Source organism: Nonomuraea sp. NPDC048882 (assembly GCF_040649755.1).
In the GTDB taxonomy this organism is placed as follows: Bacteria; Actinomycetota; Actinomycetes; order Streptosporangiales; family Streptosporangiaceae; genus Nonomuraea; species Nonomuraea maheshkhaliensis.
Genome location: NZ_JBEZGB010000004.1, coordinates 187839 through 214276 on the forward strand (window position 1 = coordinate 187839; position 26438 = coordinate 214276).

The 26438-nt window shown below is 72.0% G+C and carries 22 protein-coding genes; 7 read left to right on the forward strand and 15 right to left on the reverse strand.

Going from position 1 to position 26438, the window contains the following annotated elements:
- Positions 1-212 precede the first annotated feature (212 nt).
- Together AB0C27_RS15290 and AB0C27_RS15295 are read right to left on the reverse strand one after the other, a co-directional pair.
- Complete coding sequence (locus AB0C27_RS15290) at positions 213-656, reverse strand: carboxymuconolactone decarboxylase family protein (RefSeq protein WP_346102875.1); 444 nt, start codon at positions 654-656, stop codon at positions 213-215.
- A 101-nt stretch (positions 657-757) separates the two neighbouring features.
- Positions 758-1207, reverse strand: coding sequence for a hypothetical protein (locus tag AB0C27_RS15295; RefSeq protein WP_357843545.1), 450 nt, complete (start codon positions 1205-1207; stop codon positions 758-760).
- Positions 1208-1285: 78 nt separating this feature from the next.
- Here AB0C27_RS15295 and AB0C27_RS15300 point away from each other — a divergent pair, with 78 nt between their 5' ends.
- Both AB0C27_RS15300 and AB0C27_RS15305 read left to right on the forward strand, forming a co-directional pair.
- A complete protein-coding gene (locus AB0C27_RS15300; RefSeq protein ID WP_357843548.1) occupies positions 1286-2383 on the forward strand; it encodes an MFS transporter in 1098 nt (365 codons plus the stop codon).
- A 114-nt stretch (positions 2384-2497) separates the two neighbouring features.
- Positions 2498-2749: a hypothetical protein gene (locus AB0C27_RS15305; protein WP_346102880.1), complete on the forward strand. Its 252-nt coding sequence runs from the start codon at positions 2498-2500 to the stop codon at positions 2747-2749.
- Between the two features lie 94 nt (positions 2750-2843).
- On the opposite strand, the gene AB0C27_RS15310 is transcribed toward AB0C27_RS15305, so the two are convergent.
- From AB0C27_RS15310 to AB0C27_RS15340, 7 genes are all read right to left on the reverse strand, one after another.
- Positions 2844-4538: an ABC transporter family substrate-binding protein gene (locus AB0C27_RS15310; RefSeq protein WP_357843551.1), complete on the reverse strand. Its 1695-nt coding sequence runs from the start codon at positions 4536-4538 to the stop codon at positions 2844-2846.
- Between the two features lie 31 nt (positions 4539-4569).
- A complete protein-coding gene (locus tag AB0C27_RS15315) occupies positions 4570-6651 on the reverse strand; it encodes an ABC transporter ATP-binding protein (RefSeq protein WP_357843554.1) in 2082 nt (693 codons plus the stop codon).
- Positions 6648-7559 carry an ABC transporter permease gene (locus tag AB0C27_RS15320; protein WP_357843557.1) on the reverse strand — a complete coding sequence of 304 codons (912 nt, stop codon included), beginning with the start codon at positions 7557-7559 and terminating at the stop codon, positions 6648-6650. Before AB0C27_RS15320 ends, AB0C27_RS15315 begins: the two co-directional genes overlap by 4 nt.
- On the reverse strand, positions 7559-8542 hold the full coding sequence (locus AB0C27_RS15325; RefSeq protein ID WP_357845266.1) for an ABC transporter permease: 984 nt from the start codon (positions 8540-8542) through the stop codon (positions 7559-7561). Before AB0C27_RS15325 ends, AB0C27_RS15320 begins: the two co-directional genes overlap by 1 nt.
- A gap of 129 nt (positions 8543-8671) precedes the next feature.
- On the reverse strand, positions 8672-11023 hold the full coding sequence (locus AB0C27_RS15330) for an AAA family ATPase (RefSeq protein ID WP_357843560.1): 2352 nt from the start codon (positions 11021-11023) through the stop codon (positions 8672-8674).
- Positions 11024-11087: 64 nt separating this feature from the next.
- Entirely contained in the window at positions 11088-11984 is an 897-nt protein-coding gene (locus AB0C27_RS15335) for a haloalkane dehalogenase (protein ID WP_357843563.1), read from the reverse strand.
- Between the two features lie 79 nt (positions 11985-12063).
- Positions 12064-13809, reverse strand: a complete 1746-nt coding sequence (locus tag AB0C27_RS15340; RefSeq protein WP_357843566.1) for a tetratricopeptide repeat protein — start codon at positions 13807-13809, stop codon at positions 12064-12066.
- 260 nt (positions 13810-14069) lie between these two features.
- Here AB0C27_RS15340 and AB0C27_RS15345 point away from each other — a divergent pair, with 260 nt between their 5' ends.
- From AB0C27_RS15345 to AB0C27_RS15360, 4 genes are all read left to right on the forward strand, one after another.
- Positions 14070-15599: an MFS transporter gene (locus AB0C27_RS15345; protein ID WP_357843569.1), complete on the forward strand. Its 1530-nt coding sequence runs from the start codon at positions 14070-14072 to the stop codon at positions 15597-15599.
- A gap of 35 nt (positions 15600-15634) precedes the next feature.
- Positions 15635-16333: a DoxX family membrane protein gene (locus AB0C27_RS15350; protein ID WP_357843572.1), complete on the forward strand. Its 699-nt coding sequence runs from the start codon at positions 15635-15637 to the stop codon at positions 16331-16333.
- 70 nt (positions 16334-16403) lie between these two features.
- Positions 16404-17444 carry a LacI family DNA-binding transcriptional regulator gene (locus AB0C27_RS15355; protein WP_357843575.1) on the forward strand — a complete coding sequence of 347 codons (1041 nt, stop codon included), beginning with the start codon at positions 16404-16406 and terminating at the stop codon, positions 17442-17444.
- A 129-nt stretch (positions 17445-17573) separates the two neighbouring features.
- Complete coding sequence (locus tag AB0C27_RS15360) at positions 17574-19427, forward strand: ricin-type beta-trefoil lectin domain protein (protein ID WP_357843578.1); 1854 nt, start codon at positions 17574-17576, stop codon at positions 19425-19427.
- Positions 19428-19449: 22 nt separating this feature from the next.
- Here AB0C27_RS15360 and sthA read toward each other — a convergent pair whose 3' ends face one another.
- Complete coding sequence (gene sthA / locus AB0C27_RS15365; RefSeq protein WP_357843581.1) at positions 19450-20865, reverse strand: Si-specific NAD(P)(+) transhydrogenase; 1416 nt, start codon at positions 20863-20865, stop codon at positions 19450-19452.
- Between the two features lie 60 nt (positions 20866-20925).
- On the opposite strand from sthA, the gene AB0C27_RS15370 reads away from it, so the two are divergent.
- Positions 20926-21756 (forward strand): PhzF family phenazine biosynthesis protein, encoded by an 831-nt coding sequence (locus AB0C27_RS15370; protein WP_357843584.1) that lies wholly within the window; start codon positions 20926-20928, stop codon positions 21754-21756.
- On the opposite strand, the gene AB0C27_RS15375 is transcribed toward AB0C27_RS15370, so the two are convergent.
- Genes AB0C27_RS15375 through AB0C27_RS15395 form a run of 5 tightly spaced genes read right to left on the reverse strand, consistent with a single transcriptional unit; the run spans position 21734 to position 26313 of the window.
- Positions 21734-22570 carry a biotin-dependent carboxyltransferase family protein gene (locus AB0C27_RS15375; RefSeq protein ID WP_357843586.1) on the reverse strand — a complete coding sequence of 279 codons (837 nt, stop codon included), beginning with the start codon at positions 22568-22570 and terminating at the stop codon, positions 21734-21736. The genes AB0C27_RS15370 and AB0C27_RS15375 overlap by 23 nt on opposite strands.
- Positions 22567-23184, reverse strand: coding sequence for an allophanate hydrolase subunit 1 (locus AB0C27_RS15380; RefSeq protein ID WP_357843589.1), 618 nt, complete (start codon positions 23182-23184; stop codon positions 22567-22569). Before AB0C27_RS15380 ends, AB0C27_RS15375 begins: the two co-directional genes overlap by 4 nt.
- Positions 23181-23936 carry a 5-oxoprolinase subunit PxpA gene (locus AB0C27_RS15385; protein ID WP_346112007.1) on the reverse strand — a complete coding sequence of 252 codons (756 nt, stop codon included), beginning with the start codon at positions 23934-23936 and terminating at the stop codon, positions 23181-23183. Before AB0C27_RS15385 ends, AB0C27_RS15380 begins: the two co-directional genes overlap by 4 nt.
- Before the next feature lie 22 nt (positions 23937-23958).
- Entirely contained in the window at positions 23959-24729 is a 771-nt protein-coding gene (locus tag AB0C27_RS15390; protein WP_357843592.1) for a thioesterase family protein, read from the reverse strand.
- 33 nt (positions 24730-24762) lie between these two features.
- Positions 24763-26313: a hypothetical protein gene (locus AB0C27_RS15395; protein WP_357843595.1), complete on the reverse strand. Its 1551-nt coding sequence runs from the start codon at positions 26311-26313 to the stop codon at positions 24763-24765.
- Positions 26314-26438: the final 125 nt, after the last annotated feature.

Sequence of the window (26438 nt, forward strand, 5' to 3'; positions counted from 1 at the left end):
GGAAGATCGCGGCCGGACGGCGTACGCAGATCCAGCTCGACCGTCAGCCGGCGGCGCCGCCTCGCGGCCTGCTTCCTGACTCTGACGCGTTTCATGGAGCTCCCCCTTCCGTCCGGGCGACGGCATGGCGGGCGGGGTCCGCACCCGCCATGCGCGTCAACCTAACCGGGCCCGGGCGTCCGCTCAATGCATTTCTGCGGACTCGGCTGGGTTCACACGGGCGGCGCGACCCGCGCGGTCACGTTGATCCGGTTCCACGTGTTGATCATGGCGATGGCCACGACCAGCACCGCGAGCTGCTCCTCGCTGTAGAACTCGGCCGCGCGCCGCCACACGTCGTCGGCCACGACGGCGCGGTCGGCGATCCTGGTCGCCTCCTCCGTCAGCGCCAGCGCCGCCCGCTCGGCCGGGGTGAACACCGTGGCCTCTCGCCACGCCGCCACCATCCACAGCCGCTCGTCGCTCTCGCCGGACTTCTTCATGTCTCTGCTGTGCATGTCGACGCAGTAGGCGCAGCCGTTGATCTGGCTGGCCCGCAGCTTGACCAGTTCCAGCGTAGCCGCGGGCAGTTCGCTGTCGTGCAGCAGCTTCTCCACCGCGAAGAAGTGGCGGTAGATCTCGGGAACGTGCTTGGAGACGTCAAGCCTCTGGCTCATGGGAACCTCCGTATTCTCGTCGGTGCCAGCTAGGACAGGACAGCGGGTCCCGTTGTGACAGCTCCGGCGAAAAAGGTTCGTTCCCCGACCCCTACCCCTGATCAGCCGCGGCAGTTGCCCCAGTGCGCGCGCCCGCCCGACGCCTCGATCCGGCCGCGCGGATCGCGGGTCCAGCCGGCGTAACGCACGCACTTCCAGGCGCCCTGAATGTGCCCGGTCTCGGCGTAGTAGCGGTACTTCTGCTGGTCCTCGCTCCGGCCGCCGCCCCTGACCTCGATGGAGGCGCCGGTGAGCGTACGGGTGCCGGTGTACCGCGTCTTGATCGTGGCGACGCAGTTCTTGCCGCTGCGCTTGCTATACATCAGGTACACGTGCCCGAACACGGCTCCCCTGGAGGTCCTCATCGCCCGGTGGCCGTCCTCGACCCGCTTGAAGCCCTTGCCGCAGACCCGTTCCGGGCTGTACGCGGCCGAGGCGGCGTACGCGGCGGAGGGGGTGGCGGCGATCCCGGCGGCGACCAGGCTGGCGGCGATGACCGTACGGAGGAGCACGAGCGTCCCTTCAAAGGGTAATAAAGGCAAGGACGATCTTTACTGCGACTTGACCGAAATATCAAGGGGTGCCGGTAAATGCCGCTGATCGCGGTCTGTGCGGTGTGGGGCGTGTTCTGGGGGTCGTGGTCGGCCCTGCTGCCCGCCGTCAAGCTGGAGCTGGGGATCTCGGCGGGTGAGCTGGGGCTGGCGCTCAGCGCCGTACCGGTCGGGGCCCTGCCCGCGATGGCGCTGACCGGGCGGCTGGCCAGGGGCAGGGAGCGGGCCGCACTGATGGCGACCACGGGCCTGTTCGCGCTCTCCGTCGCCGTCATCGGCCTGGCCGGCACCGCCTGGCAGCTCGCGCTGGCGCTGCTGCTGGTCGGCGCGTTCAGCGGCGCCCTCGACATCGCGCTGAACCTGGCCACGGGCCGCGCCGAGCGGGAGAGCGGGCGCCGGCTCTTCCAGCCGGTGCACGCCGCCTTCCCGGTGGCGGTCATCGCGGCGGCCCCGCTCACCGGCCTGGCCCGCTCGTACGGCCTCGGCGCCGGCACGGTGCTGGTCGTCGTCGCCCTGCTCGTGGCCGCCACGGCGCTGACCCCGCTCGCGCTGCGCCTGGGCCGCGGCCTGCCGGAACCATCCGCCACCGGGACAGACTGGCGCAAGTTGTGGGGCGCGGTGGTCGTGCTGGGGGCGCTGGCCGCCTGCGTCCTGATCATCGAGAACTCGGTCGAGCAGTGGTCGGTCCTGCTCCTGGAGGAGCACAGGGACGCCACGCCGCTGGTCGCCAGCGCCGCCCCCTCGGTCTATATGGCGGCGCTGACGGCGGGCCGGCTGATCGTGCAGGCGCTGCCCAGGACGTCGCTCAGGGCGCTCTACCTGGTGGCCGGGCTCGGGGGCGGCGCCGGCATCGCCCTGGCGGCGCTCGGCGGCGGCGTGGCGGTCTCGCTGGCCGGGTTCGCGGTGACCGGGCTGGCCCTCGGCCCGATGGTGCCCGCCCTGCTCAGCCGGGCCGCGGCCGACGACTCCAGCGGCACGATGGTGTGGGGGGTGTCCACGCTGTCCTACACGGGTTTCGTGCTCAGCCCGCTGCTCGTGGCCGGGCTGAGCGGCGGGCTCGGCCTGCCCGCCGCGCTGGCCGCGCTGGGCCTGCTGGGCCTGCCGCTGGTGGCCCGCTCCGCCGTCGAACGCCGCTGACCCAGACGAGCGCCGCCGGCCCGGACGAGCGGCGGAATATGGCCGTTTCTTGGGGCAAATCAACCCCGGAATCGGGTAGTCCTCCGGGCGGATCGACTGTATGAGGGGATCATCATGGCTGTCTGCGAGACCTGCGGCAACGACTATGACATGGCGTTCGAGGTGCACGCGCAGGGAGCGGTGCACACCTTCGACTGCTTCCAGTGCGCGATCGAGGGCATGGCGCCCATCTGCGAGCACTGCGGCACGAAGGTCATCGGGCACGGCGTGCAGGCGGGCGAGCACTGGTACTGCTGCGCGCACTGCGCCCGCCAGGAGGGCGACAGCGGCATCGTCGACCGCGTCATGGCCGGTACTTCTTCTTGACACCGCGTCCTTGAAGGCCGCGTCCTTGAAGGCCGCGTCCTGAACACCGCGCGCGGAGCGGTGAAAGTCACCCCGCCCGCGCGCGGCCCGCGGTTCAGCGGGTGAAGCCGATGTCCTCGTACCGGAGGTCGAAGAAGCCGCGCGCCCCCACGTTGGCCAGCGTCTCCCGCACGGCCACGTTCTGCGGCCGCTGGTACAGCGGCAGCACGTTGACCTCCTTCCAGAGCAGCGCGTCGGCCGCGTTCGTGGCCGCGCGGGCCCTGACGGGGTCGAGGCTCTGCGCGGCCCGGCTCATGGCCTGGTCGATCTCGGCCGAGCCGGTACGCCCGAAGTTCGCGTTCCAGGTCTTGCCGTCCTCCGCGTTCGCGTAGATCGCGTAGCTGCTGGAGACGGGGAAGGGCGTGCCGATGTAGGCGAAGGGCGTGATGTCGAAGTTGCCGGGGATGACGTACTTGCTGAAGAAGTCGTCGCTGGGCACGGCCTTGATGGTGAGCTTGACCCCGATCTGGGCCAGCATGCTCTGCGCCAGCTCACCCTCGGCCTTGCTGATCTGCACCCCCGACGGCACCACGAACCGCAGGTCGAGCGGCTTGCCGTCCTTCTGCCTGACCGATCCGTGCAGCTTCCAGCCGGCCGCGTCCAGCAACTGCTTGGCCCGCTCGGGGTTGTAGGCGCCGAGGGCTCCGGCGTTGTCCTGGTAGCCCTCCTGGGTGTTCATGAAGAAGTGGTTGTTCAGCAGCGTGATCGGCCAGTCGAGGCCCTGGAGGTCGGACTGGGCGATGGCCTGGCGGTTGATGCCGAGCTGCACGGCCTGCCGGACCTCGCGGTCCTTCAGCAGTTCGCTCGCGCCGTTGAAGGTGAAATGGCGGAAGTCGGGCCCGGCGGCCTGCCGCACCTGGGCGCCCACGGTGGACTTGGCACGGGCGTAACCGGGCGCGGACGGGCCCACGTCGATGATGTCGAGCTCGCCGTTGCCGAACGCGCCGATCAGCGAGTCCTGCTCCGACGCACGGTAGATGATCTTGTCCAGTTTGGCGCGGTCGCCCCACCAGGCGTCGTCCCGTACCAGCGTGATCGTCTTGGCCGTCTGGTCGAAGCCGCCGAACTTGAACGGCCCCGCCGTCACCGGGATCTTGTTCACCCAGGAGTCGTTGAAGGCCTGCGCGCTGCGGTTGGTCGAGGCCGGCAGCAGCGGCCCGAACAGCGCCTGCCAGTCGCCGAACGGCTTGCCGAACGTCACCACCACCTCGAAGTCGTCCTTGCCCCGCGCCACCTTCTCGATGTCCTGGTAGCCGGTGGAGGAGGCGATGCGGTAGGCCGGATCGCGCCCGTTGAGCGCCCGCCACTGCGCCTCGTAGTCGGCCCACGTGATCGGCTTGCCGTCGGACCACTTCGCCTTCGGGTTGAGCGTGTACGTCACCACCTGCTTGGGCCGCTGGTCGCTCACCTCGGCGCTGAGCACGTAGTCGCGGTCGATCGAGATCTCGGCCTTCTCGTTCGACACGAACGGCGAGGGCAGCAGCGCGTTGCTGACCACGGCCGCCATCGCCAGGTTGCCGTCGACCTGGTTCCTGTTCCACTGCGTGGGGAACTCGTTGATGCCCCAGCGCAGCGTCCCGCCGTCCTTGACGTTCTCGCGCGGCTGCGGGTTGATGTCGAAGGCCCTGATCGTACGCTCGTCCCCAGGGCTGTCCTGGAGCCCGGAACCGCCTCCCCGGACGTTCCCGCAGCCCGCCAGCAGCAGCGAGCCCGTCACCGCGGCGGACACGACTAGACGTGATGCTTTCATCGAGCGGATTTCCTCCTGGATCGAGCGAGGTCTACACGACTTCGCGCCTGTCTGCGTAGTGGCAGGCCGCCCCCTGGTCCGCCCCCAGCAGCCGCACCTCGGGCTCGACGCCGACGCACAGCTCGCGCTCGGCGTCGGTGAGCTCGGCACGGAACTTGGGGCACCTGGTGCGGAATCGGCAGCCCGTCGGAGGGTGGGCCGGGCTGGGCAGGTCGCCTTCGAGCAGGATGCGCGCGCGGGAGCGCTCGCGTACCGGATCGGGCAGCGGGATCGCCGACAGCAGCGCCTGCGTGTACGGATGCGCGGGCGCGTCGTAGACGGCGTCGACCTGGCCGATCTCGGCGATCCTGCCCAGGTACATCACCGCCACCCGGTCCGCGATGTGCCGCACCACGGCCAGGTCGTGCGCCACGAACAGGTAGGACAGCCCGAGCCTGGCCCTGAGCGAGTCGAGCAGGTTGATCACCCCGGCCTGGATCGACACGTCGAGCGCCGAGACCGGCTCGTCCAGCACCAGCAGCCGCGGCTCCAGCGCGAGCGCCCTGGCGATGCCGATGCGCTGCCGCTGCCCGCCGGAGAAGTCCTGCGGATAGCGGGCGGCGTGGGAGGGGTCGAGCCCGACCAGGGCGAGCAGCTCGCGCACCCGCCGCCCCGCATCGGGCCGGCCGTGGGTGCGCAGCGGCTCGGCCAGAATGTCGTGCACGGTCATGCGCGGGTCGAGCGCCGCGAGCGGATCCTGGAAGACGACCTGCATGTCGCGCCTGATCTCCGTGCGCTCCGAGCGGCGCAGGCGCGCGGTGTCGTGGCCGAGCACGACGACGCTGCCCTCCTGCGGCGGGGCCAGCTCCAGGATCTGGGTCAGCGTGGTCGTCTTGCCGCTGCCCGACTCGCCGACCAGCCCCAGCGTCTCGCCCTGCCGCAGGTCGAAGCTGACGCCCGCCACCGCGTGCACCGTGCCGACCCTGCGCTTGAACACCGCCCCCCTGAGCAGCGGATATTCCTTGACGAGGTTGCTGACCTCCAGCACGGTCCGCTCCCCGCGCACCCGCAGCAGCGGGAGCCCGCCGGGGGCCTCGGGCGCGGCCGGCCCGCGCGGCCCCACCTCCTCCCAGCGGATGCACGCGGCCCGATGCCCGCCGGCGACCTCGGCCAGCGGCGGCTCGCTCTCGTCGCACGCGTCGATCCGCATCGGGCAGCGCGGCGCGAACGGGCACCCGGGCGGCAGCGCGGCCGGCGAGGGCGGGTTGCCCTCGATGGGCTCGAGCGGCTGCCGCGCGCCCCGGTCGACCCGCGGGATCGAGCCGAGCAGGCCCACCGTGTACGGCATCCGCGTCCGGTAGTAGATGTCGTCCACGTCGCCCACCTCGACCGGCCGGCCGGCGTACATCACCAGCACCCGGTCCGCGAACCCGGCCACCACCCCGAGATCGTGCGTGATCATGACGATCGCCGCCCCGGTCTTGGCCTGCGCCCGCTTCAGCACCTCCAGCACCTGTGCCTGGATGGTGACGTCGAGCGCCGTGGTCGGCTCGTCGCAGATGATCACGTCGGGGTCGTTGGCGATGGCCATCGCGATCACCACGCGCTGGCGCATGCCGCCGGAGAACTCGTGCGGGAAGGCCAGCGCCCGCTCGGAGGGGTGGGGGATGCCGACGAGGTCGAGCAGCTCGACGGCCTTGATCAGGGCGCTCTCCCTGCTGACCCGCTGGTGCACGCGTACGGCCTCGGCGATCTGGTCACCCACCCGGTAGACCGGGGTGAGCGCGGAGAGCGGATCCTGGAACACCATCGACATGGACCTGCCGCGGACGGCGTTCAGCCGGCGCTCCGGGGCGCCGATCAGCTCCTGGCCGTGCAGGCGCACCGAGCCGGTGACGCGCGCCCCCGGCGGCAGCAGCCCCATCACGGCCGCCGAGGTGACCGACTTGCCCGAGCCCGACTCGCCGACGATGCCGAGGACCTCGCCTGGACGTACGGAGTAGCTCACCCCGCGCACGGCGCGGACGTCGCCGAACGACACGGTCAGGTCGCTGACCTCAAGCACCGGCCGCGTCGCGGCGCCCTCACCGCGGACCGGGCTCGGCGCGGCCCCCGCGCCTCGGGCCGGGCTCATCGCGCCCCCTTCGCCGAGGACGGGTCGAAGGCGTCACGCAGCGCGTCGCCGACGAGGTTGACCGCGAGCACGGTGACCACCAGCAGCCCGGCCACGAACCAGAACGTCCACGGCGCGTACACGGCGGTCAGGGAGCCCTCGGCGATCAGCGTCCCGAACGACACGTCGGGCGGCTGGATGCCGAACCCGAAGTACGACAGCGACGTCTCGGTCAGGATCGCGCTGCTGACGTTGAGCGTGGCGTCCACGATCAGCAGCGACGACAGGTTGGGGATCACGTGCCGGAAGACGATCCGCACCGGCGGCACGCCCATGTAGCGCGCGGCCTGGACGAACTCCCGCTCCCGCAGCGAGATCGCCATCCCCCGCACGATCTTGGAGGTGACCATCCACAGGAACAGCGCCAGCATGATCACGAAAAGCGGCCACTGCCCAGAGCCGAACAGCGGCGACATGATCGCCAGGACCAGGAACGCCGGCAAGACCAGCAGCAGGTCCGTCACCCAGCTCAGCACCCGGTCGGTCCAGCCCAGGAAGTAGCCGGCGAACGCCCCCACGACCGCCGCCAGCGCCGTGGACACCAGCGCCGCCAGCAGTCCCACGACCAGCGACTTCTGCATGCCGCGCAGCGTCACCGCGAAGACGTCGGAGCCCGTTTGGAGCGTTCCGAACCAGTGGTGCGCCGACGGCGGCTGCATGAACGCGGTGAAGTCCTTGTCGGTGTAGGTCCATGGGCTGACCAGTGGCCCCGCGAACGCCAGCAGGAACATCAGCGCCAGCACCGCGAACCCGATCAACCCCTGCGGGGAGTGGAAGAAGCGCCCGGCCACCGTCCGCGCCCGCGACGGCGCCCTGACCGGCGCGCCGACGGTCAGGTCCTCGGCCAGCTCCTCCTCGGACAGCGTCATCAGGCCCGGACCCTGGGGTCGAGCGCGGCGTGCAGCAGGTCGGCGGCCAGCGCGGCGAGCAGCACGGCGACCGCGGCCAGCAGGGAGATGGCGGCGACGGTGTTGACGTCGTTGCCGAAGATCGAGTCGATCAGCTGCTCGCCCAGGCCGTGCCAGCCGAAGATCTTCTCAGTGAACGTCGCCCCCGTCAGCAGCGCCCCGAACGTGAACGCGAAGTAGGTGACGACCGGGATCATCGCGGTGCGCAGCGCGTGCCGGGTCAGCGCCCGGCGCCTGCTGAGCCCCTTGGCCCTGGCGGTACGGACGAAGTCGGCCCCGAGCACGTCGAGCATCATGTTGCGCTGGTAGCGGCTGAAGACCGCGATCAGCCCCACCGACAGCGAGATCGTCGGCAGCACGAGGTGCTGCAACCGGTCCACCACCTGGCCCCACCAGCCGGTGGCCAGCCCGTCGCTGTACTCGCCGCTGACCAGCAGCAACTGGCGGCCGAACACGTTCTGGTTGGCCCACGCCGCCAGCAGGATCAGCATGTTGGCCAGCACGACCACCGGCACGGCCAGCACCAGGAACGACAGCCCGGCAGAGAGCCGGTCGAACCACCCGTACTGCCGCACCGCCGCCAGCGCCCCCACGGCCACCCCCAGCAGGCTGCCGCAGAGCAGGCCCAGGATGACCAGGCGGAACGTCACGCCCATCCGCCGCTTGAGCTCCTCGCCGACCGGCGCGCCCGCGACCGTCTTGCCGAAGTCGCCGCGCAGCACGCCGCCGGCCCACGTGGCGTAGCGCTGCAGCAGCGGGGTCCTGTCGTTGAGGTTGAGCGCGTCGAGCTGGGCGTCGACCGCGGCGGGCGGCGGCTTGGGCGTGCGATCGGCGTAGTTGGAGCGCGGGTCGAGGGCCGTGGCCGCCACCAGGTAGGCGAGGCTGGCCGCCAGCACGACGAGCACGGCGTAGTTGAGCAGTCTGCGGGCCAGGAACCCCGCCATCGCCCCACCTCCTGCGCGCATCCCGCACGTACGCAGCGCGGCTACACCGACCGCCACCGACTCGTGGCTCATCGTAGTCATATAGCTACACCAGGCGAGCGCCTCCGCGCACGGAAGCGGCAAAGAAGCTCAGCGGCCGGACAGCTCGTCCACGGCGGTGCGGACGTCTTCGCTGGTGATCGTGGTCAGATCGGCCGCGCTGGCCGACCCGCCGCGCGAGGCGTGGGCGGCCAGGCGCACGTCACGCCGCATGGCCGCCCGCTCGAACAGGGACCTGGCGAAGCGGCCGTTGCCCAGTCCGTCGATCAGCCGGTCTTCGCACACCCAGGTGAAGACCTCGTCCAGGCGGCGCAGCGCCTCGTCGTCGAAGGTGTCGCCGGCCTTCTCCGCCAGCAGCACCGCGATCTGCGACAGCTCGCCAGGCGAGTAGCTGGGGAAGGCCACCCGCTGGTTGAAGCGGCTGGCCAGGCCGGGGTTGCTGGACAGGAAGGCGCCCATCTCGCGCTCGTAGCCGGCCAGCACGATGACGAGCCGGTCGCGGTCGTCCTCGGCCCGCTTGAGCAGCGTCTGCACGGCCTCGGCGCCGAACGCGTCGCCGCCCTGGTAGCCGGGGTTGACCAGGCTGTAGGCCTCGTCGATGAACAGCACGCCGCCGAGCGCCCGGTCCACCAGCTCGTTGGTCTTGATCGCGGTCGCGCCGAGATGCTGGCCGACCAGGTCGGCCCGGTGCGCCTCGACCACGTCGGGCCTGGCCAGCAGGCCTAGCGCGGCGAAGATGCGGCCCAGCACCCGGGCGACCGTGGTCTTGCCGGTGCCGGGCGGGCCGAGGAAGACGAAGTGGCGCATCTGCTGCGGGGTGGGCAGCCCGCGCTCCTGCCGCATCCTGGCCACCTGGAGCTGAGCGGCGATGGCGTGCACCTGTCGCTTGACCGGCGCCAGGCCGGCCATCCTGTCGAGGTCGGCCAGCGCCTCCTCCAGCGTGGGGGTGGCCACGTAGCCGCGGAAGCGCGCGGTCAGCTCGTCGAACGCCTTGGTCACGTCGGGCGTGATGGTCGTCACCAGGTCGTGGGTGCTCGGCGTGCCGCCCGCGCCCACCACGCGCACGTCGCGGGCCTGCGCGGCGGCCTCGACCAGGCTGCGGGCGAAGCGGGCGTTGCCCAGCTCGTCGATCAGGCCGCGGCGGTGCACGTCGTCGAAGAGGCCGAGCAGCACCCGCCGGGTCTCGTCGTCCATCGTGTCGCCCCTGCGCCGCTGCAGCAGCTCGGTGACCTCGACCAGCTCGGCGGGGGAGTAGCCGGGAAAGCGCACCCGGGTGGCGAACCTGCTGGCCAGGCCGGGGTTGCTGGACAGGAACGCGCCCATCTCCTGCTCGTAGCCGGCCAGGATGATGATGAGCCGGTCGCGGTCGTCTTCAGCCCGTTTGAGCAGGGTCTGCACGGCTTCGGCGCCGAACCGGTCGGGCTGCCCGTCCGCGGAGTTGATCAGCCCGTACGCCTCGTCGATGAACAGCACGCCGCCGAGCGCCCGGTCCACCAGCTCGTTGGTCTTGATCGCGGTCGCGCCCAGGAACTCGCCCACCAGGTCGGCCCGCTGGGCCTCGACCACGTAGGGGGTCTCCAGCAGGCCGAACGCGTAGAAGATCTTGGCCAGCGCGCGGGCCACGCTGGTCTTTCCGGTGCCGGGCGGGCCGACGAAGACGAAGTGCCTGGTGGGCCTGCCGGTGGTGTAGCCGGCCTCGGCACGCAGCCGGCCGGCCTCGATGGAGGCGGCGATGGAGCGTACCTGCTCCTTGACCGGCACCAGCCCGATCATGGCCTCCAGCTCGCCGAGCGCCTCCTCGACCGAGATCTGCGGCGGCGCGCCCTGCTTGTCGCCGGGCGCGTCGGGCCGGCCCTCGCGCACCCTGACCCGCACCTGCTGCGCCTCGGCCGCGGCGCTGGCGGCCTTGGCCCGGCGGGCGAGCAGGAACCGGTGGACGAGGACGGCCGCGGCGGCGGCGCAGGCCACCCAGACGGCGATCCGGTCGGAGACGGGGGAGAGGGCGGCGGCCAGCAGCCCGGCGGGGGCGAGCGCCATCAGCGTGGTCACCCACGGCGTCACCCAGCGGATGAGGTGGGCCGCCCCGGCGACGGGCAGGGCGAGGAAGACCATCAGGTGCACGGTCGGCGCGCCGGGGATGAACAGCGTGCTGAAGACCACCAGCGCCAGCACCGCCCAGCCCGCCACGACCAGCGCGGTGGCGGCGGCCCTGGGATAGCGCATGGTCAGCGCGACGAACGCGAGCAGCAGCAGCACGAGCGGGAAGGTCTTGAGCAGATCCCACCCGAGTGCGGCGCCCAGGCCCATGGTGGCCACGAGCGCGGCCACGTAGAGCACCCGGCGCACGGCCGGGGGAATCTGGAAATAACGCTGCCGAACCTTCTCGAACAGATCCCGCGCCGCGGCCCGCCCCGCGGCCTGGGCCCTGTCGGACTCACGCATCACGCCTCCCCGGTCCGCCCCCGGTTATACCGCACCAGACCGACGATTGGGCGGTCCTGACACGCTAGGCGGAGGTCACGAAACCGGCTATCTGACGGCCGAGTTCCGCCCCCGCGTCCTCCTGGAGGAAGTGGCCTGCGCCCTTGATCACGGGATGTCGCAGGCCAGCCGCCCCGCGCATGTTCTTCCGCAAAACGGGCGCCATGCCTCCCGTGATCGGATCGCTGTCGGAGAAGGCCACCAGGAACGGCCGGTCGAGTGTGGTGAGGATCGTCCAGGCAGCGCGGTTGGCGGGCGCCGCCGGGTCGTCGGGCGTGATCGGCACCAGGCCCGGCATGGCGCGCGGTCCCGCCTTGTACGACTCGCCGGGGAACGGCGCGTCGTAGGCCGCCAGCACCTCCGGCGGCAGCGTCGTCCGGCAGCCGGCCTGGACCAGCCGGGCGACGTCCAGCACCGGCGCCTTGCGCACGGTGTCCCTGAACCGGTGCCAGACGTCGGGCATGGGAATGTCACCCGTCGGCAAGCCCGTGTTGGCGGCCACGATCCTGGCGATGTGCGCGGGGTGCTCGGCGGCGATGCGCAGCCCGATGAGGCCGCCCCAGTCCTGGCCGACGATGGTGACGTCCTTCAGCTCCAGCGCGTCGAACAGCAGGGAGCGGGTCCACTCGACGTGCGCGGCGTAGGTGTGCGCGTCCGGGTCGGCCGGTTTGTCCGAGCGGCCGAAGCCGATCAGGTCGAGGGCGATCGCGCGCAGCCCGGCCGCGGCCAGCTCGCGCATGACGTGCCGGTAGAGGAACGACCAGCTCGGCTCGCCGTGCAGCAGCACGACGGGCGGGCCGTCCTCCGGGCCCGCCTCCACGTACGCCATGCGCAGGCCGCCGGTGACCTCGGTGTGGCGGGGCTCGTAGGGGAAACCGGGCAGGTCCGCGAAGCGCTCTTCCGGGGTGCGCAGGATGTCCATAGAACAATGTTCTACCGTGGGTGTGGCCGCGTCCAGTGACCGGTCCGTGGCACGCGTGCGCGCCGGATCCGGCGGGCGGTCAGCGGCGCTGGTGGCGGCCGGGGAACTCGCCCACCAGCACCTGCTTCGGCGTGACGCGCATGACGTCGGAGTCGGCCAGGGCGATCCCGCGCACCTCGACCCAGAACCGCCGCTGGAGCGGGTCGGAGGCGAACACCGCCACCCGGGGGTCGTCCTCGATGGCCTGCCACGCCTCGGTCTCGGCGATGAGGCGCAGCTCGCCCGAGGAGGTCACCGAGGCCACCGCCCCGGCGACCCTGGGGCCGTACGCGTCGCCGTAGGCCAGGACGATGCTGCGGGCGTAGGAGAAGGTCTGGCGCACCCCGGAGTCCAGCGCGACCGACGGCTCGGCGCCCATGGGCAGGTCGCACATGAGCAGCGACGACCGCCACGGGCCCGGGCCGCCGCGCCACCACGCGTGCAGGGCGCGCGCCACGAACACGACCGCCGCCGCCCCGAGCGCGCCCGTACCGGCCCGCCAGGCCCACGCCGCTCCCAGCAGCCCGCCGGCCGCGCCCGCGCCGGCCGCCAGCACGACGAGCCAGGTCGCGGCGGCCAGCCACCGATCGCCGCGCCGCCGGGCGCGCAGATAACCGCGCACCAGCGGGTACGGCACCACCACGGCGGCCACCGCCAGCCCCGGCTCCACCGCGAGTGCCGCACCCAGCAGCGCCACCAGCACCGACCAGGTCCGTCCGAGCACGAGCCACAACGCCACCCCGGCGTTCCGCCGCACCGCCCGCTCGGCCTCCCGCGTTGTTTCGCCCGCGCGTTCGGTCTCGGCGAGGGCGCGCAGGGGGTGGCCGCGCCAGGCCTCGGTCAGGGCACGCAGGGCCGCGAGCGCCGGCCAGCCGAGTACGGCGATGCCCGCAAGCCCGGCCCAGACCGGGTCGAGCGCGGCCGGCAGCACGTGCACAGAACCCAGCAGCAGCCAGCCGGCGAAGGCCGGCGCCGACAGTGCCGCCGACACCACGGAGGCCCCGAGCCACGGGTCCCGGGCGAGCATCGCGCCCGCGTACGGCCACAGGCCCACCCGCCGTGCCTGCCGGACCGTCACCGGCACCAGCAGCACGAGCACGGCGAAGCCGGCGAGCCGCGCCTGCGTGCCCCAGTCGAGCAGCAGCGCGGACCCGGCGATCGCGATCGTGGCCACGGCCACCAGCAGGCGGACCTGCCGCGACCAGACCTCGAACGCCCGCCTGGCCCGCCCGGTCTCGCGCGGGTCGACGGGCCAGGCCGGGTCGTGATGCGGCCGCGGCGGGTCCCAGCGCAGCAGGGCCAGCGCGAGATTGACCCGGGCCTGTGGGTCGCCGGGGTCGATGGCGAGCGCGGCCCGGTAGGCCCGCTCGGCCTCCCGGTGCTCGCCCCGCAGCAGAGCCAGGTCGCCCAGCATGACCTGGGGCCCGGCCCGCTCGGGCGCGAACTTCCTGGCCAGCGCCGCGTGTCCGGCCGCCTCCCTCCACCGGCCGGGCACGCGGCGCAGCGCTCCCGCCAGCCGCAGCCGGGCGGGCCATGAGCCGCCGGCCAGGTCTACGGCCCGCTCGGCGGCGGGCACCGCGTCGGCGTCGCGGCCCAGCCGCTCGTGGGCCAGGCTGATCAGCCGCTGCGGCCACTCGGCGACCGGGTCGAGGTCCGCCGCCCGCCGCGCGGCCTCCAGCGCGGACTCGGGACGTCCGGCGTCGAGCCTGGTCAGGGCCTCGTCGCACCATTCGCGTGAGGACCGGTCGGGATGATCGCCTTTGGTGCCACGTGCGTCGGTCCCCACACGTCCCATGATCGGCTGGCGCGTGATCGTTGGATAGATACCGACATATGGCTGTATCTCTCTAGAGAGGTACGGGGTGACCGTGGATCGACCGATACCGCTATGACAAGTCCGTGACATGGCCTAAGCTGCCACGCAAGCCGGAGGGCCGGAGTCAGGCGGCAGAGCTCGGGAGGAGCGAGCGCCGAGCCGCGGCTTCCGACGCCACCGACCACAGCACGTGCGGGCCCTGGACAACGGATCGGCCTGCAAGGAGGGCCATGACCGTCACGCAGGCCGCACCCCTCGTACGGACCGCAGACCGAGAGCATCAGGACCGCCGCTGGTCCATTCTCGTGCTGCTCTGCCTGGCGCTGCTGCTGATCACGGTCGACGCCACGGTCCTGCACATCGCGGTGCCCGCGCTCACGGCCGCGCTGGAGCCCTCCGCAGTGCAGCTGCTCTGGATCATCGACATCTACTCGCTGGTGGTCGCGCCGCTGCTGATCATGTTCGGCACGCTCGGCGACAGATACGGGCGTAAACGCCTGGTCCTGTGGGGCTTCGTACTCTTCGGCGTGGCCTCGGCCGCCGCCGCGTGCGCCCCGACCCCGCTGACGCTGATCCTGGCCAGGGCGCTGCTCGGCGTCGGCGGTGCGATGATCATGCCCGCCACCCTCTCGCTGATCCGCCAGGTGTTCACCGACAGACGCGAGCGGGCCATCGCCCTCGGCGTCTGGAGCGCGGTCGCGGCGGCCGGCGCGGCGATCGGGCCGCTCGTCGGCGGCGTGCTCGTCGGCTTCTGGTGGGGCGCGGTCTTCCTGATCAACGTGCCGATCCTGCTCGTGCTGCTGCCCGCGGCCAAGCGCCTGCTGCCCGAGTCGCGCGGGCGCCGCGACCGGCCGTGGGACGCGGTCAGCGCCGCGCTGTCGGTGTTCGGCATCCTGGCGCTGGCGTTCGGGCTCAAGGAGGCGGGCTCGGGCAGCCTGCTGCCGCTCTGGGCCTCGGTGCTGGTCTTCGCGGCCGGGCTGGGGCTGCTGATCGCCTTCGTCCGGCGGCAGACCCGGCTGCCGGCCCCGTTCCTGGAGATCGGGCTGTTCCGGCGGCGCGAGTTCACCACCGGGGTCCTCGGAGTGCTGCTCGGCGTGTTCGCGCTGGTGGGGCTGCAGCTCATGCTCGCCCAATACCTGCAACTCGTCCTCGGCGACAGCCCCGTGCGGGCCGCGCTCAGGATGTTGCCCCTGGTCATCTCCGCCGTCTCCGGCGGCCTCGCCGCCGCGCACATCCTGCCCAGGGTCGGCATGCGGGCCACCATGAGCGGTGGCCTCGCGCTCGTCGCGCTCGCCCTGACGCCCACCCTGACCTGGGGGGTCGAGGGGCATCCTGTGATGCTGGCGGTCTGCTTCGTCGGGATCGGCTTCGGGGTCCAGGTGGCGCTGCTCGCCGCCTCCGACACGATCATGGCGTCGGCTCCCGAGGCCCAGGCGGGCGGGGCGGCGGCCATCGAGGAGACCGCGTACGAACTGGGCGCCGGCCTGGGCGTCGCCGTGCTCGGCACCATCACCGCGATCGTGTACGCGCCCGGCCTGCCCGCCGTTCCCGGCGTCTCGGCGGGCGGCATGGACCAGGCCAGGCAGTCACTGGCCTCCGCCGCCCACGTCGCCGACCAGATCGGCGGCAACACGGGCGGCGCGCTGCTCGACGCCGCCCGGTGGGCCTTCGTCAACGCCCTGCACACGACAGTGGTCGTGAGCGTCGTCCTGCTCAGCCTGACCGCCGTCGCGGTGGCCATGCTGCTCAGCCGTGATTGAGGTGTGCCATGTCCCGATTAGGGCAGACAACTACCGTGAAACAGGTCCTTCGTGATCTTGCCGCTTTAGTCGCCCGCATCGGTGTGGGCGGTATCTTCTTCGCCAACGGCTGGACCAAGCTCGAAGACGGTCTCATCACCACCGGCGCGAAGTTCTTGCAGCAAGGTGCCCCTGCCCCCGGCGCGTGGGCCACGGTCACCATGCTCGCCGAGCTCATCGGCGGCGCCCTGCTCATCGCCGGGCTCGCCGTCTCCGTCACCGGGCTGATCCTCTTCGCCGAGGCGCTTGCGGTCTTCGTGGTGGCCCCGCCGCTCAACCCCATCAGCCTGAACGAGCTCATCCTGCTCGGAGCCGCGTCCCTGCTGCTGGCCGTGGTCGGCGCGGGGCGGGTCTCGGTCGATCACATGGTGGTGATCCGGCGGAGGGAATCGGAGGCGGCGGACGAGTTCGCCGCCGACTCGGAGGCCGACCGGGTCATCGCGTCGCTGCGCGACCCCGACGGTCCCGGCGACTCCGGCGAATCGGCGGAGTCCGCGAGCCCCGCGACCGAGTCCTCCGGTAAGGAGGCCGAGGCCAAGGCGTCCGAGGACACGGCGCCGCATCCCCGGCCCCGTACGCGTCCGGCGGACAACAAGCGCGGCGAGGAGCCGGCCCCCGCACCGGCGCCCGGCGACACGCTGGTGGCGGGACGCAAGAAACCCCCGGCCCGCGGCCGCCGCACCACCGCCGACTGACCGCGCCAGCGGGTGGTGATCGGCTCGGCCGGGTGAATATCCTGGCCGCACAGCCGAGCGGGGAGCGTGCATGGCGGCCAGGGAAGGCAGGGCGCGCGCGACGGTGCGTGACGTCGCCGCCGAGACCGGCCTGTCCATCGCCACCGTCTCGCGCGTGCTCAACGGCCAGGCCAACGTGGCTCCGCACACCCGCGACCTGGTGCTGCGCGCCGTCGGCCGCCTCGGCGACCAGGCGCCCAGACCGCGCGTGGCGCCGGACGTGCACGGCCCGGCCGATGGCGGGGCCGTCTACGTACGCTGCCCGTACGTGCTGACCGACTATTTCGGGCTGATCGTCTCCTCGGTGGGCGAGACCATCGAACTGCACGGCAGGGAGATGATCCTGGGCGCGGGGGAGGCGGCGCAGGAGAGCGAGGTGCTGCCAGGGCTGCCCGACCGGCCGGGCGTCGCGGGGGCGATCCTGATCCTGCCGCCCGAGCCGGGCGACGCTCTCGTACGCCTGCGCGACCGCGGCTTCCCCTTCGTCGTGATCGACCCCCGGACCCCGCCGCCCAAGGACATCGCCGCCGTGTCGGCCGCCCACTTCGCCGGCGGGCGCAAGCTGATGGCCCACGTGACAGAGCTGGGCCACCGCCGGGTCGGGATCATCGGCGGCCCGGTGGAGTGGCTGCCCAGCGAGGCCAGGCTGGCCGGCTACACCGCCTCCCTGGCCGACGCGGGGGTGTTGCAGGCCCCCGAGCTGCTGCGGCACGTACCGGAGCCGAACATCGAGCAGGGCTACCTGGCCGCGTGCGAGCTGCTCGACCTGCCGGAGCGCCCGACGGCGCTGGTGGCCTTCAACGACAAGACGGCGGTCGGCGCGCTGCGGGCGGCGGCCGAGCGCGGGCTGCGCGTGCCCGCGGACCTGTCGGTGGCGGGCTTCGACGACATCGACGTCAGCCGGGCGACCTCGCCGGCCCTGACCACGGTGCGCCAGCCGCTGCAGGAGATGGGCCGGATGGCGGTCACGCTGCTGATGAGGCTGCTCAGCAGGCACACGCTGGAGGCGTTGCACGTCTCGCTCGGCGCCGAGCTGGTCGTCAGGGGCTCGACCGGGCCGGCCCCGCGCTGATCTGTTTCATCTGTTACATCGGTTGACCGCCCACTCTGACTTGTGTTTCTCTGCTCAGTGCAAGTCTCGTTACGAGTTTGTTTCATTTGTTTCAAGGGCAATCACCCCCCCGCCCTGAAGGGACTCGCCTTGTCCAGAATCCTCATCGCGCTCGCATGCGCCGCCGCCCTGTGCCTGGCGGCGCCCGTTCCGGCCCTCGCCGCCGGCGAACCCGTGAACGTCTGGCTCACCACCACCTCCGACGCGGGCGGCCGGGCTGTCACCCGTGGCCTCCAGCAGCAGTCACCGACCGCCTTCGGGCCGCCGGGCGGCTCCGGTCACACCGTCACCGTCGACGAGGGCACCACGTACCAGCAGTTCGAGGGCGGTGGGGCGTCGATCACCGACACCACGGCGCACCTGCTGCGCGGCGGCGCGATCAGCGCGGCCACCAGGGACGAGGTGATGCGCAGGCTGTTCTCGCCCACGGACGGCATCGGCCTGTCCTTCGTCCGGAACCCGATCGGCGCCTCCGACCTGTCCAGGCCCGGCATGGTCTCGCTCGACGACACCTGCTGCGACCTCAACGACTTCGGCGCCAACGGCTACGACACGAACGTCCGCCTGCTGACCGTCCAGGCCAAGCAGCTCAACGCGGCGCTGCGGGTCAAGGGCGTGCCGTGGAGCGCGCCCGGCTGGATGAAGGACAACGGCCGGATGGACCAGATGGGCTGGCTGAAGTTCGAGCACTACGGCACGTACGCCCAGTACCTGGTCAAGTACGTGCAGAGCTACCAGGCCGCCGGCGTCAAGGTCGACTACGTCTCGCTGCAGAACGAGCCCAACTGCTGCCAGGCCGGCAACCCGACCGCGATGAACTACCCCGGCATGTCGTGGAACGCCTCCGGCCTCGTCGAGCTGACGAAGAACTTCGTCTATCCGGCCTTCCGCGCGGCCGGGATCACCACCAAGGTGCTCGTTCACGACTGGAACTACGGCGACTACGGCCAGATCGGCGGCCCCATCCTGGCCGACTCCGCGGTGCGGAACGACCCGCTGTTCGGCGGCATCGCCTGGCACGGCTACTTCGGTGACCCGGCCGTCGGCACGCAGGTGCACGACCAGTACCCGTCCGTACGCCAGTTCAGCACCGAGCACTCCGGCGGCACCTGGGTCGGCAACCAGCACAACGAGGACATGGCCGACATCGTGACCTATGCCCGCAACTGGAGCGGCAGCCTGGTCAAGTGGAGCCTCGCGCTCAACCAGAACATGGGCCCGCACAACGGCGGCTGCGGCACCTGCACCGGCCTGATCACCGTCCAGGAGGGCGGCTCGCGGGCCGGCCAGGTGGACTACACGATCGAGTACTACACGACCGGCCACCTGACCAAGTTCGTCAAGCCCGGGGCGTTCCGGATCGCCTCGACCGCCAACGCGACCGTCCAGAACGTGGCCTACCGCAACCCCGACGGCTCCAAGGCTCTCATCGCCCACAACGGCGGCGGCTCGGCCCAGTCCATCAGGGTGAACTGGGGCGGCCAGTCCTTCACGTACTCGCTGCCCGCCCGCACCACCGCCACGTTCACCTGGAACGGCACGCCCGGCGAGAACCCGGGAGGTGGCGGCGGCCAGGTGACGGGGCTGGCCGGCAAGTGCATGGACGTGGCCGGCGGCAGCAGCGCCGACGGCGCCGCCGTACAGCTGTACACCTGCAACGGGACCGCCGCCCAGCAGTGGGCCCGCCCCGGCGACGGCACGCTGCGTGCCCTGGGCAAGTGCCTCGACGTCGTGGACCACGGCACCGCCGACGGCAGCAAGCTGCAGTTGTGGTCCTGCACGGGCGCGCCCAACCAGCAGTGGACCCATACCGCCGGCCGCGACCTGGTCAACCCGGCCGCGGGCAAGTGCGCCGACGTCACCGGCAACACTTCCGCCGACGGCACCCGCCTGCAGCTCTGGACCTGCACGGGCGCCGCCAACCAGAAGTGGACGCTCAGCTGAGCATCCCGGCAGGTCGCCCGGCTCACATCTCCGCGGTGAGCCGGGCGATCGTCCGCATCTTGCTCATCGCGTCCAGCGCAGCCACCTTGTACGACTCCGCCAGCGTCGGATAGTTGAACACCGCGTTGACCAGGTAGTCGACGGTGCCGCCGCACCCCATGACGGTCTGCCCGATGTGCACCAGCTCCGTGGCCCCCGTGCCGAACACGTGCACGCCGAGCAGCCGCCGCGTCTCCGAGCACACCAGGAGCTTGAGCATCCCGTACGAGTCGCCGATGATCTGCCCCCTGGCCAGCTCCCGGTAACGTGAGATGCCCACTTCGAACGGCACCTTGTCCCTGGTCAGCTCGTCCTCGGAACGGCCGACGAAGCTGATCTCGGGGATCGTGTAGATGCCGATGGGCGGCAGCTCGTTCAGGTCGCCGCCCGGCTCGCCGCAGGCGTGCTGGGCGGCCAGCCGCCCCTGCTCCATCGACGTGGCCGCCAGCGCGGGGAAGCCGATCACGTCCCCGACGGCGTAGATGTGCGGCACCTCGGTGGCGTAGTTCTCGTCCACCTTGATCCGGCCCCGGTCGTCGGCGGCCAGGCCGGCGGCGTCCAGGCACAGCTCGGAGGTCTTGCCCTGGCGGCCGGCCGAGTACATGACGCAGTCGGCGGGGATCTTCTTGCCGCTCTCCAGCAGGGTCAGCGCCCCGCGCGGGCGGCGCTCGACGGCCGCCACGTTCTCGCCGAACCTGAAGGTCACCGCGAGGTCGCGCAAGTGGTACTTCAGCGCCTCCACGATCTCCAGGTCGCAGAACTCCAGCATGCGGTCACGCCGCTCCACCACCGTGACCTTGGTGCCGAGGGCGGCGAACATGGAGGCGTACTCGATGCCGATGACCCCGGCCCCCACCACGACCAGCGTCTCGGGGACCCGGTCGAGGTGCAGGATGGCGTCGGAGTCGATCACGGTCCTGTCGTCGAACTGGACGCTGGACGGCCGCGCGGGCGACGTGCCCGTGGCGATCACGATCTTCTCGGCGGTGATCTTCGTTTCCTCGGTCTTGCCCTCGTCGTGGACGATCCCGATGGTGTGCGGGTCCAGGAAGCGTCCGGTGCCCTGCAGCACCGTCACGTGGTTGCGGGCGAGCTGGCTGCGGATGACCTGGATCTCCCTGCCGATCACGTGCTGGGTGCGCATGCCCAGGTCGGTGACCGTGATCTCGTCCTTGACGCGATAGCTGGCGCCGTACAGCTCCCGCTGGTTCAGCCCTGTGAGATAGAGGACCGCCTCACGCAGTGTCTTCGACGGGATCGTGCCCGTGTTGATGCAGACGCCGCCGATCATGTTCCGTTTCTCGATGACCGCCACGCTCCGGCCGAGTTTCGCGGCCGCGATGGCCGCCTTCTGCCCACCAGGTCCGGAACCCAGGACCACCACATCGAAATCCGCCACAACGACCAGTCTGGGGGCGGCATGTCGGTGGGAAAAGACCTTCCTGGAAGACTCCTGGGTATGTTGCGCAGATTCACGCAAGTCGATGTGTTCGCCTCGGGCCCGTACACCGGCAACCCGCTCGCGGTCGTGGTGGACGGCGAAGGGCTGAGCACGGAGGAGATGCGGCGCTTCGCCCGCTGGACGAACCTGTCCGAGACCACGTTCCTGCTGCCGCCGACCACGCAGGAGGCCGACTACCGCGTACGGATCTTCACCGTCGAGGCCGAGCTGCCCTTCGCCGGGCACCCGACGCTGGGCTCCTGTCACGCCTGGCTGGAGTCCGGCGGCCGGCCGCGCACCGAGGGCCGGGTGGTGCAGGAGTGCGGGGCCGGGCTGGTCCGGATCGCGGCCACGGACGCGGGGCTCGCCTTCGCGGCGCCGCCGCTGATCCGCTCGGGCCCGGTGGAGGAGGAGTTCCTGGACCGGATCGTCGCCTCGCTCGGGATCACGCGCGCCGACGTCGTGGCCGCGGAATGGGCCGACAACGGGCCCGGCTGGGTCGGGCTGCTGCTCAAGGACGCCGAACAGGTGCTCGCGCTGCGCCCGGAGACGGTGCCGCACGACGTGGGCGTGGCAGGGCCGTATCCGGCGGGGTCGCAGGTCGCGTTCGAGGTGCGGGCGTTCTTCCCCGCTCAGGGCAGCATGGTGGAGGACCCGGTGACGGGCAGCCTGAACGCCTCGCTGGCGCAGTGGCTGCTGCGTACAGGGCGGGCCTCGGCGCCGTACGTGGCGGCCCAGGGCACCGTGATCGGCCGCGCGGGCCGGGTGCGCATCACCGCCGATGAGCAGGGGGAGGTGTGGGTCGGCGGCGACGTCCGTACGTGCGTCATCGGCCAGGTCGAGCTGTGAACCGCACCTCGTCGCCCGGCCGGAGCTGGGCGGCGACGGGCAGGTCGGCGCCGCGCACCACGGCGATCACCGGATAGCCGCCGGTCGGGGGATGGTCGGCGAGGAAGACGATCGGCTGCCCGCTCGGCGGCACCTGCACCGCTCCCGTCACCATGCCCTCGCTGGGCAGCTCGCCCTCCCTGACCCGCGCCAGCTCGGGCCCGCTCAGGCGCACGCCGACGCGGTTGCTGTCCTGGCTCACCGTGTACGTCCTCCCGCACAGCGCGGCCAGCGCCCCCGGCACGAACCAGTCGTCGCGCGGCCCCGGCAGCACCCGCAGCACGGCGGGCCGCGGCTTCGGCTGCGGCGCGAGGTCCACGGAGATGACCCCGGAAGGCGGCCCGACCGGCAGCAGCGTGCCCGCCCGCAGCGGCTCGGGACCAAGACCCGACAGCGAGTCGGTGGACCGGCTGCCCAGCACCGGATCCACCGCGATCCCGCCGCGCACGGCCAGATAGGTGCGCAGCCCCCACACGGTCGTGCCCAGCCGCAGCTCGCCGCCCGCCGGCACCCAGATCGGCACGCCCATGTCGGCCCCCGACACCAGCGGCGCCCCCGCCAGCGCCACCCAGGCCGCGTCCAGGAACCGCAGCCGCGCCGCGCCGAACGTCAGCTCGATCGCCGCCAGCTCCTCGGGGTTGCCGACCAGCCGGTTGGCCAGCCGCAGGCTCGGCGCGTCGGCCGCTCCCGAGCACGGCACCCCCAGGTGGGCGAGCCCGGGCCGGCCGAGATCCTGGACGGTCGCGTACGGGCCGGGCGAGAGGACCTCGATCATGCCGGCTCGAACCGCACGCGCATGCCCGGCCGGAACAGCGAGGGCGGATCGGCCGTGACGTCCCACACCCGCGTCGAGGTGCGCCCGAGCAACCGCCACCCGCCGGGGGAGGCCGACGGATAGACCGCGGAGTAGGGCCCCGCCACCGCCACCGACCCGGCGGGCACCGAGGTGCGCGGCGTGTCCAGCCTGGGCATCTCCAGCACCGGATCCAGCCCGGTGAGATAGGCGAACCCCGGCGCGAACCCGAGCCAGCCCACCACCAGCTCCCGCCCGGTGTGCCGGGCCACCACCTCGCCGACGGAGATGCCCGCCAGCGCCGCCACGGAATCGAGATCCGCCCCGTCATAGACGACGGGAATGGTGACCAGCGGCTGCTCCTCGTCCGCGCCGCGGTCGGCCTTGGCCCGTTCCCGCACCGCGAGCTCCTCCACCCGCGCCAGCAACCTGGCCCGATCCACCCCCGGAGCCACCACGAGCACCGTCTCGGGGCCTGGAACGATCTCCACCACGCCCTCGGGCCGCTCCGCCCGCAGCGTCGCGTCGAGCCGGTGCGACAGCTCCAGCGAGCCGGTCTCCACGAGCAGCCCGTGCTCCCCGGCCGTGCGGATCACGCGAACGCCTGGAGGACCACTCCGGCCGCGAGCAGTTCGTCCCGCACGCCCTGCGCCAGCCTGACCGCGTCAGGCGTGTCTCCGTGCACGCAGATGGAACGGGCGGAAATCGGGACGGAACTGCCGTCAGCGGCCGTCACAGAGCCCTCCACGACCATCTGGCGCGCCCTGGCGGACACCGCGGCGGCGTCGTGGATGACCGCTCCAGGCTCGCGGCGCGGCACCAGAGCGCCCCTGGGCGTGTACGCCCGGTCGGCGAACGCCTCGCTCACCGTCGGCACCCCCTCGGCCGCCGCCACCTTGTGCACCACCGACCCCGGCAGCGTCAGCACCGGCAGCGAAGGGTCGTAGTCGGCCACCGCGTCGATCACCGCCGCCGCCTGCGCCTCGTCGCGGCAGATCCGGTTGTAGAGCGCGCCGTGGGGCTTGACGTACGACACCCGCCCGCCCATCGCCCTGGCGATGCCGTCCACGGCGGCGAGCTGATAGAGCACCTCGGCGCACAGCTCCTCCTCCTCGACGTCCATCTCCCTGCGCCCGAAGTGGGCCAGGTCGCGATAGGACACCTGCGCCCCGATGGCCACGCCGCGGTCGACGGCCGCCGCGCACGTGCGCCTGATCGTCACCGGGTCGCCCGCGTGGAAGCCGCAGGCCACGTTGGCGCTCGTGACGATGTCGAGCAGCGCGAGGTCGTCGCCGAGCCGCCAGATGCCGAAACCCTCGCCGAGGTCCGCGTTGAGGTCGATCACCATGGCACCATCATGGCGCTATCGGCTACCTCGGCGCGACGAAGAGCGTCTGTGTGGCGGCGCCGATCTCGCCGGCGGAGTCGTAGAGAGTGGAACGGGTCAGCCCGCGGCCCGACGGGCCGATCACGGTGGCGGCGTCCATGCACACCCACTCGCCGGCCGGCGCGCGGAACAGCGAGATCGTCAGGTCCACGTTCACGAACAGGTGGGTGCCGAAGTCGAGGGCCATGCTGACGCCGTTGCCGCTGTCGGCGAGCACCGCCACCCGCTCGACCGGAGTCGGCTCCTCGCCCTCGACCAGCGGCATCGTGAGCCTGCCCCACACGGTGGCCGGCCCTGGCGCCATCGGGCCGCCGGTCACGAAACGCCAGTCCATCGCCCGGCCGTAGCCGAAGCCCGAGCCGAGCCAGGAGCCGGTGTGCTCGGCTGAGGGCGGCGGCACGGGCGCGGGCGGGGCCTGGACCGGCGTGGGCGGGGTGCCGGCCGTGCGGATGCGCCACGCGCTCGCCCTGACGTATTCGCGCCCGCCCGACGACACGCTCGCCGACAGGCACTGCACCCGCTTGCCGTCGCGTACCACGCCGGTCGTGACCTCCAGCTCCGCCACGGGCACCGGAGCGAACACGTCCACCACCAGCCTGGACAGCTCCAGCTCCGGCCGCGGGAACGCCCGCTCCAGCTCGTGGACGATCAGCGCGGTGACCGGCCCCATGTGCTGCGTACGCGGGTCCCACGGGCCCTGCGTGTGCTCCGACGCCAGGTAACAGCCCTGCCCGGTCTTGCTGAACATCGCCATGGAACGTTTTCTCTCGTGCTCGGGGTCGCGCCGTCAGATCTCGTCGGGGATGTCGGCGATGTCGTCGAGCGCCGCCGCCAGCTCCTCGGGGTCGCCGCCGATCCGTTCGGCGATCTCGATCAGCACGTGGAGCACGTCGTGACGGTCGTGCCCGAGATCGAGCAGGCGCTGCGCGGCCTCCCAGAGCTGCGGCGGGTCGCCGTCCCACAGGCGGGTGGCGATCTCCTCGTGCCAGGCGAGGTGCTCCTGGTCGATCGCGCCGCCGTGGTCGATCTCGAGTAACGTACGCCGGTCGGCCTGGTCGGCCGGATCGAGCCGGTCGAGCTCGATCCCGTTGTGCGTGCCCTGGAGGTAGGGGAAGGCGAAGGCCCGCCTGGCCAGCGCCGACAGGTCGCCGTCCGGCAGCAGCCGCTCCAGCAGCGGCCGGTCGAGCCCGAACGACGTCGGATCCCGGTAGGCCTCGGGGAACTTCCCGATGGCCTCCCACACCGCGTCCAGCGTGGCCTTCAGCCCCTGCTCGGGCAGTTGCGTGCGGGCCGCGGCGAAGCGGACCCACGCCGACAGCGCGTGCGGCATCGCCTCCTGCTCGGCCACGCTCAGCATCACCTTGCGTGGCAGCCAGTCGAGCAGGAACGTGCGGCACTTGGTCGGGCTCACCCGCAGCGGGCGGTTGAAGTCCTGCTCGCAGCCGTAGTCGATGATGTGGTCGGCGCAGCGCGAGGCCGCCGACGGGTCCGACAGGTGCTCGGCCGCGTCGGAGGCGAGGAACTCCGCCGCCAGCATGGCCCGCCGCTCCCTGCTGTAGGGCGCCTCGATGTGCAGCGGCGCCGGCCGCTTGCGGCCGGGGGGCAGGGCCTTGAGCCTGGAACGTGCGAAGGCGTGGTAGGCGCTGTAGCTGTCGCTCACCGGCGGCGGCGTCTTCGGCTCCCTGGTGGCCTTCATCGCCGACTCCAGCAGCGCCCTGGCCTGCTCGGGCTGGATCTCCTCGAACAGCAGCAGCGGGTTGCCCGCCGCCTCGGCCCTGGCCTGCTCAAGAAGCTTGTCGACGTGGGAGGAGACCCAGGCGTCGCGCGCCATGCCGTTCATGTTGTAGTCGACCACCATCACCAGCGCGTGCCGGTCGATCGGCTGCTCGCTGTCGTTCCAGCGGTAGGCGAAGGTGCAGATCACCGTGTCCTCGTCGCCGTAGGCGTCACGGGAGACGTAGCAGCCGGCCGGTTTCACCGCGCCCACCCGGTCGGCCCAGCCCGGCCTGGCCACGCCCGACTCCATCATCGCCAGCGCCGCGCCCTCGGCCTTGGCGCCCTGGCGGGCGTTGCCCAGATAGGCCAGGCAGATCAGCAGTGTCAGCGAGGCGGGCGTGCCGGCCTTGGCCGCGTAGTCGACCAGACCTTCCCCGAGCACCTGCTCGACGTCGCCACCACGGACCCGCCTGCCCCACCAGGCTCCGATCATGTCGGAGACCATCAGCTCCGCGTCGAGAGGGCTGCGTACGGCCAGCAGCTCGCGAGCCGCCTGCACCATCTCCTTGAACACGTCGTCTGGCGGGGTGCTCTCCCGGGGATCTCGTCGGTGTCGGCGCACACCCTCACTCTCTCGTATTCCAGGCGCAAACGGTGCGTAGAACTCGGCCCGGTGACCCCGATGTTATCGGGAGTGGCGTTTTCCGCCTGGGCAGGCCGGTATGGGCGCACCGTACGCCGTCGGAC

Bases quoted from the DNA above. Each gene is read 5' to 3' on its own strand.
- AB0C27_RS15315 (WP_357843554.1), bottom strand. From the start codon at position 6,651: ATGAGCCCGGCCCGAGGCGCGGGGGCCGCGCCGAGCCCGGTCCGCGGT.
- AB0C27_RS15330 (WP_357843560.1), bottom strand. From the start codon at position 11,023: ATGCGTGAGTCCGACAGGGCCCAGGCCGCGGGGCGGGCCGCGGCGCGG.
- AB0C27_RS15355 (WP_357843575.1), top strand. From the start codon at position 16,404: ATGGCGGCCAGGGAAGGCAGGGCGCGCGCGACGGTGCGTGACGTCGCC.
- AB0C27_RS15345 (WP_357843569.1), top strand. From the start codon at position 14,070: ATGACCGTCACGCAGGCCGCACCCCTCGTACGGACCGCAGACCGAGAG.
- AB0C27_RS15385 (WP_346112007.1), bottom strand. From the start codon at position 23,936: ATGGTGATCGACCTCAACGCGGACCTCGGCGAGGGTTTCGGCATCTGG.
- AB0C27_RS15370 (WP_357843584.1), top strand. From the start codon at position 20,926: ATGTTGCGCAGATTCACGCAAGTCGATGTGTTCGCCTCGGGCCCGTAC.
- AB0C27_RS15390 (WP_357843592.1), bottom strand. From the start codon at position 24,729: ATGGCGATGTTCAGCAAGACCGGGCAGGGCTGTTACCTGGCGTCGGAG.
- AB0C27_RS15305 (WP_346102880.1), top strand. From the start codon at position 2,498: ATGGCTGTCTGCGAGACCTGCGGCAACGACTATGACATGGCGTTCGAG.
- AB0C27_RS15335 (WP_357843563.1), bottom strand. From the start codon at position 11,984: ATGGACATCCTGCGCACCCCGGAAGAGCGCTTCGCGGACCTGCCCGGT.
- AB0C27_RS15320 (WP_357843557.1), bottom strand. From the start codon at position 7,559: ATGACGCTGTCCGAGGAGGAGCTGGCCGAGGACCTGACCGTCGGCGCG.
- AB0C27_RS15290 (WP_346102875.1), bottom strand. From the start codon at position 656: ATGAGCCAGAGGCTTGACGTCTCCAAGCACGTTCCCGAGATCTACCGC.
- AB0C27_RS15300 (WP_357843548.1), top strand. From the start codon at position 1,286: ATGCCGCTGATCGCGGTCTGTGCGGTGTGGGGCGTGTTCTGGGGGTCG.
- AB0C27_RS15375 (WP_357843586.1), bottom strand. From the start codon at position 22,570: ATGATCGAGGTCCTCTCGCCCGGCCCGTACGCGACCGTCCAGGATCTC.
- AB0C27_RS15325 (WP_357845266.1), bottom strand. From the start codon at position 8,542: ATGGCGGGGTTCCTGGCCCGCAGACTGCTCAACTACGCCGTGCTCGTC.
- AB0C27_RS15310 (WP_357843551.1), bottom strand. From the start codon at position 4,538: ATGAAAGCATCACGTCTAGTCGTGTCCGCCGCGGTGACGGGCTCGCTG.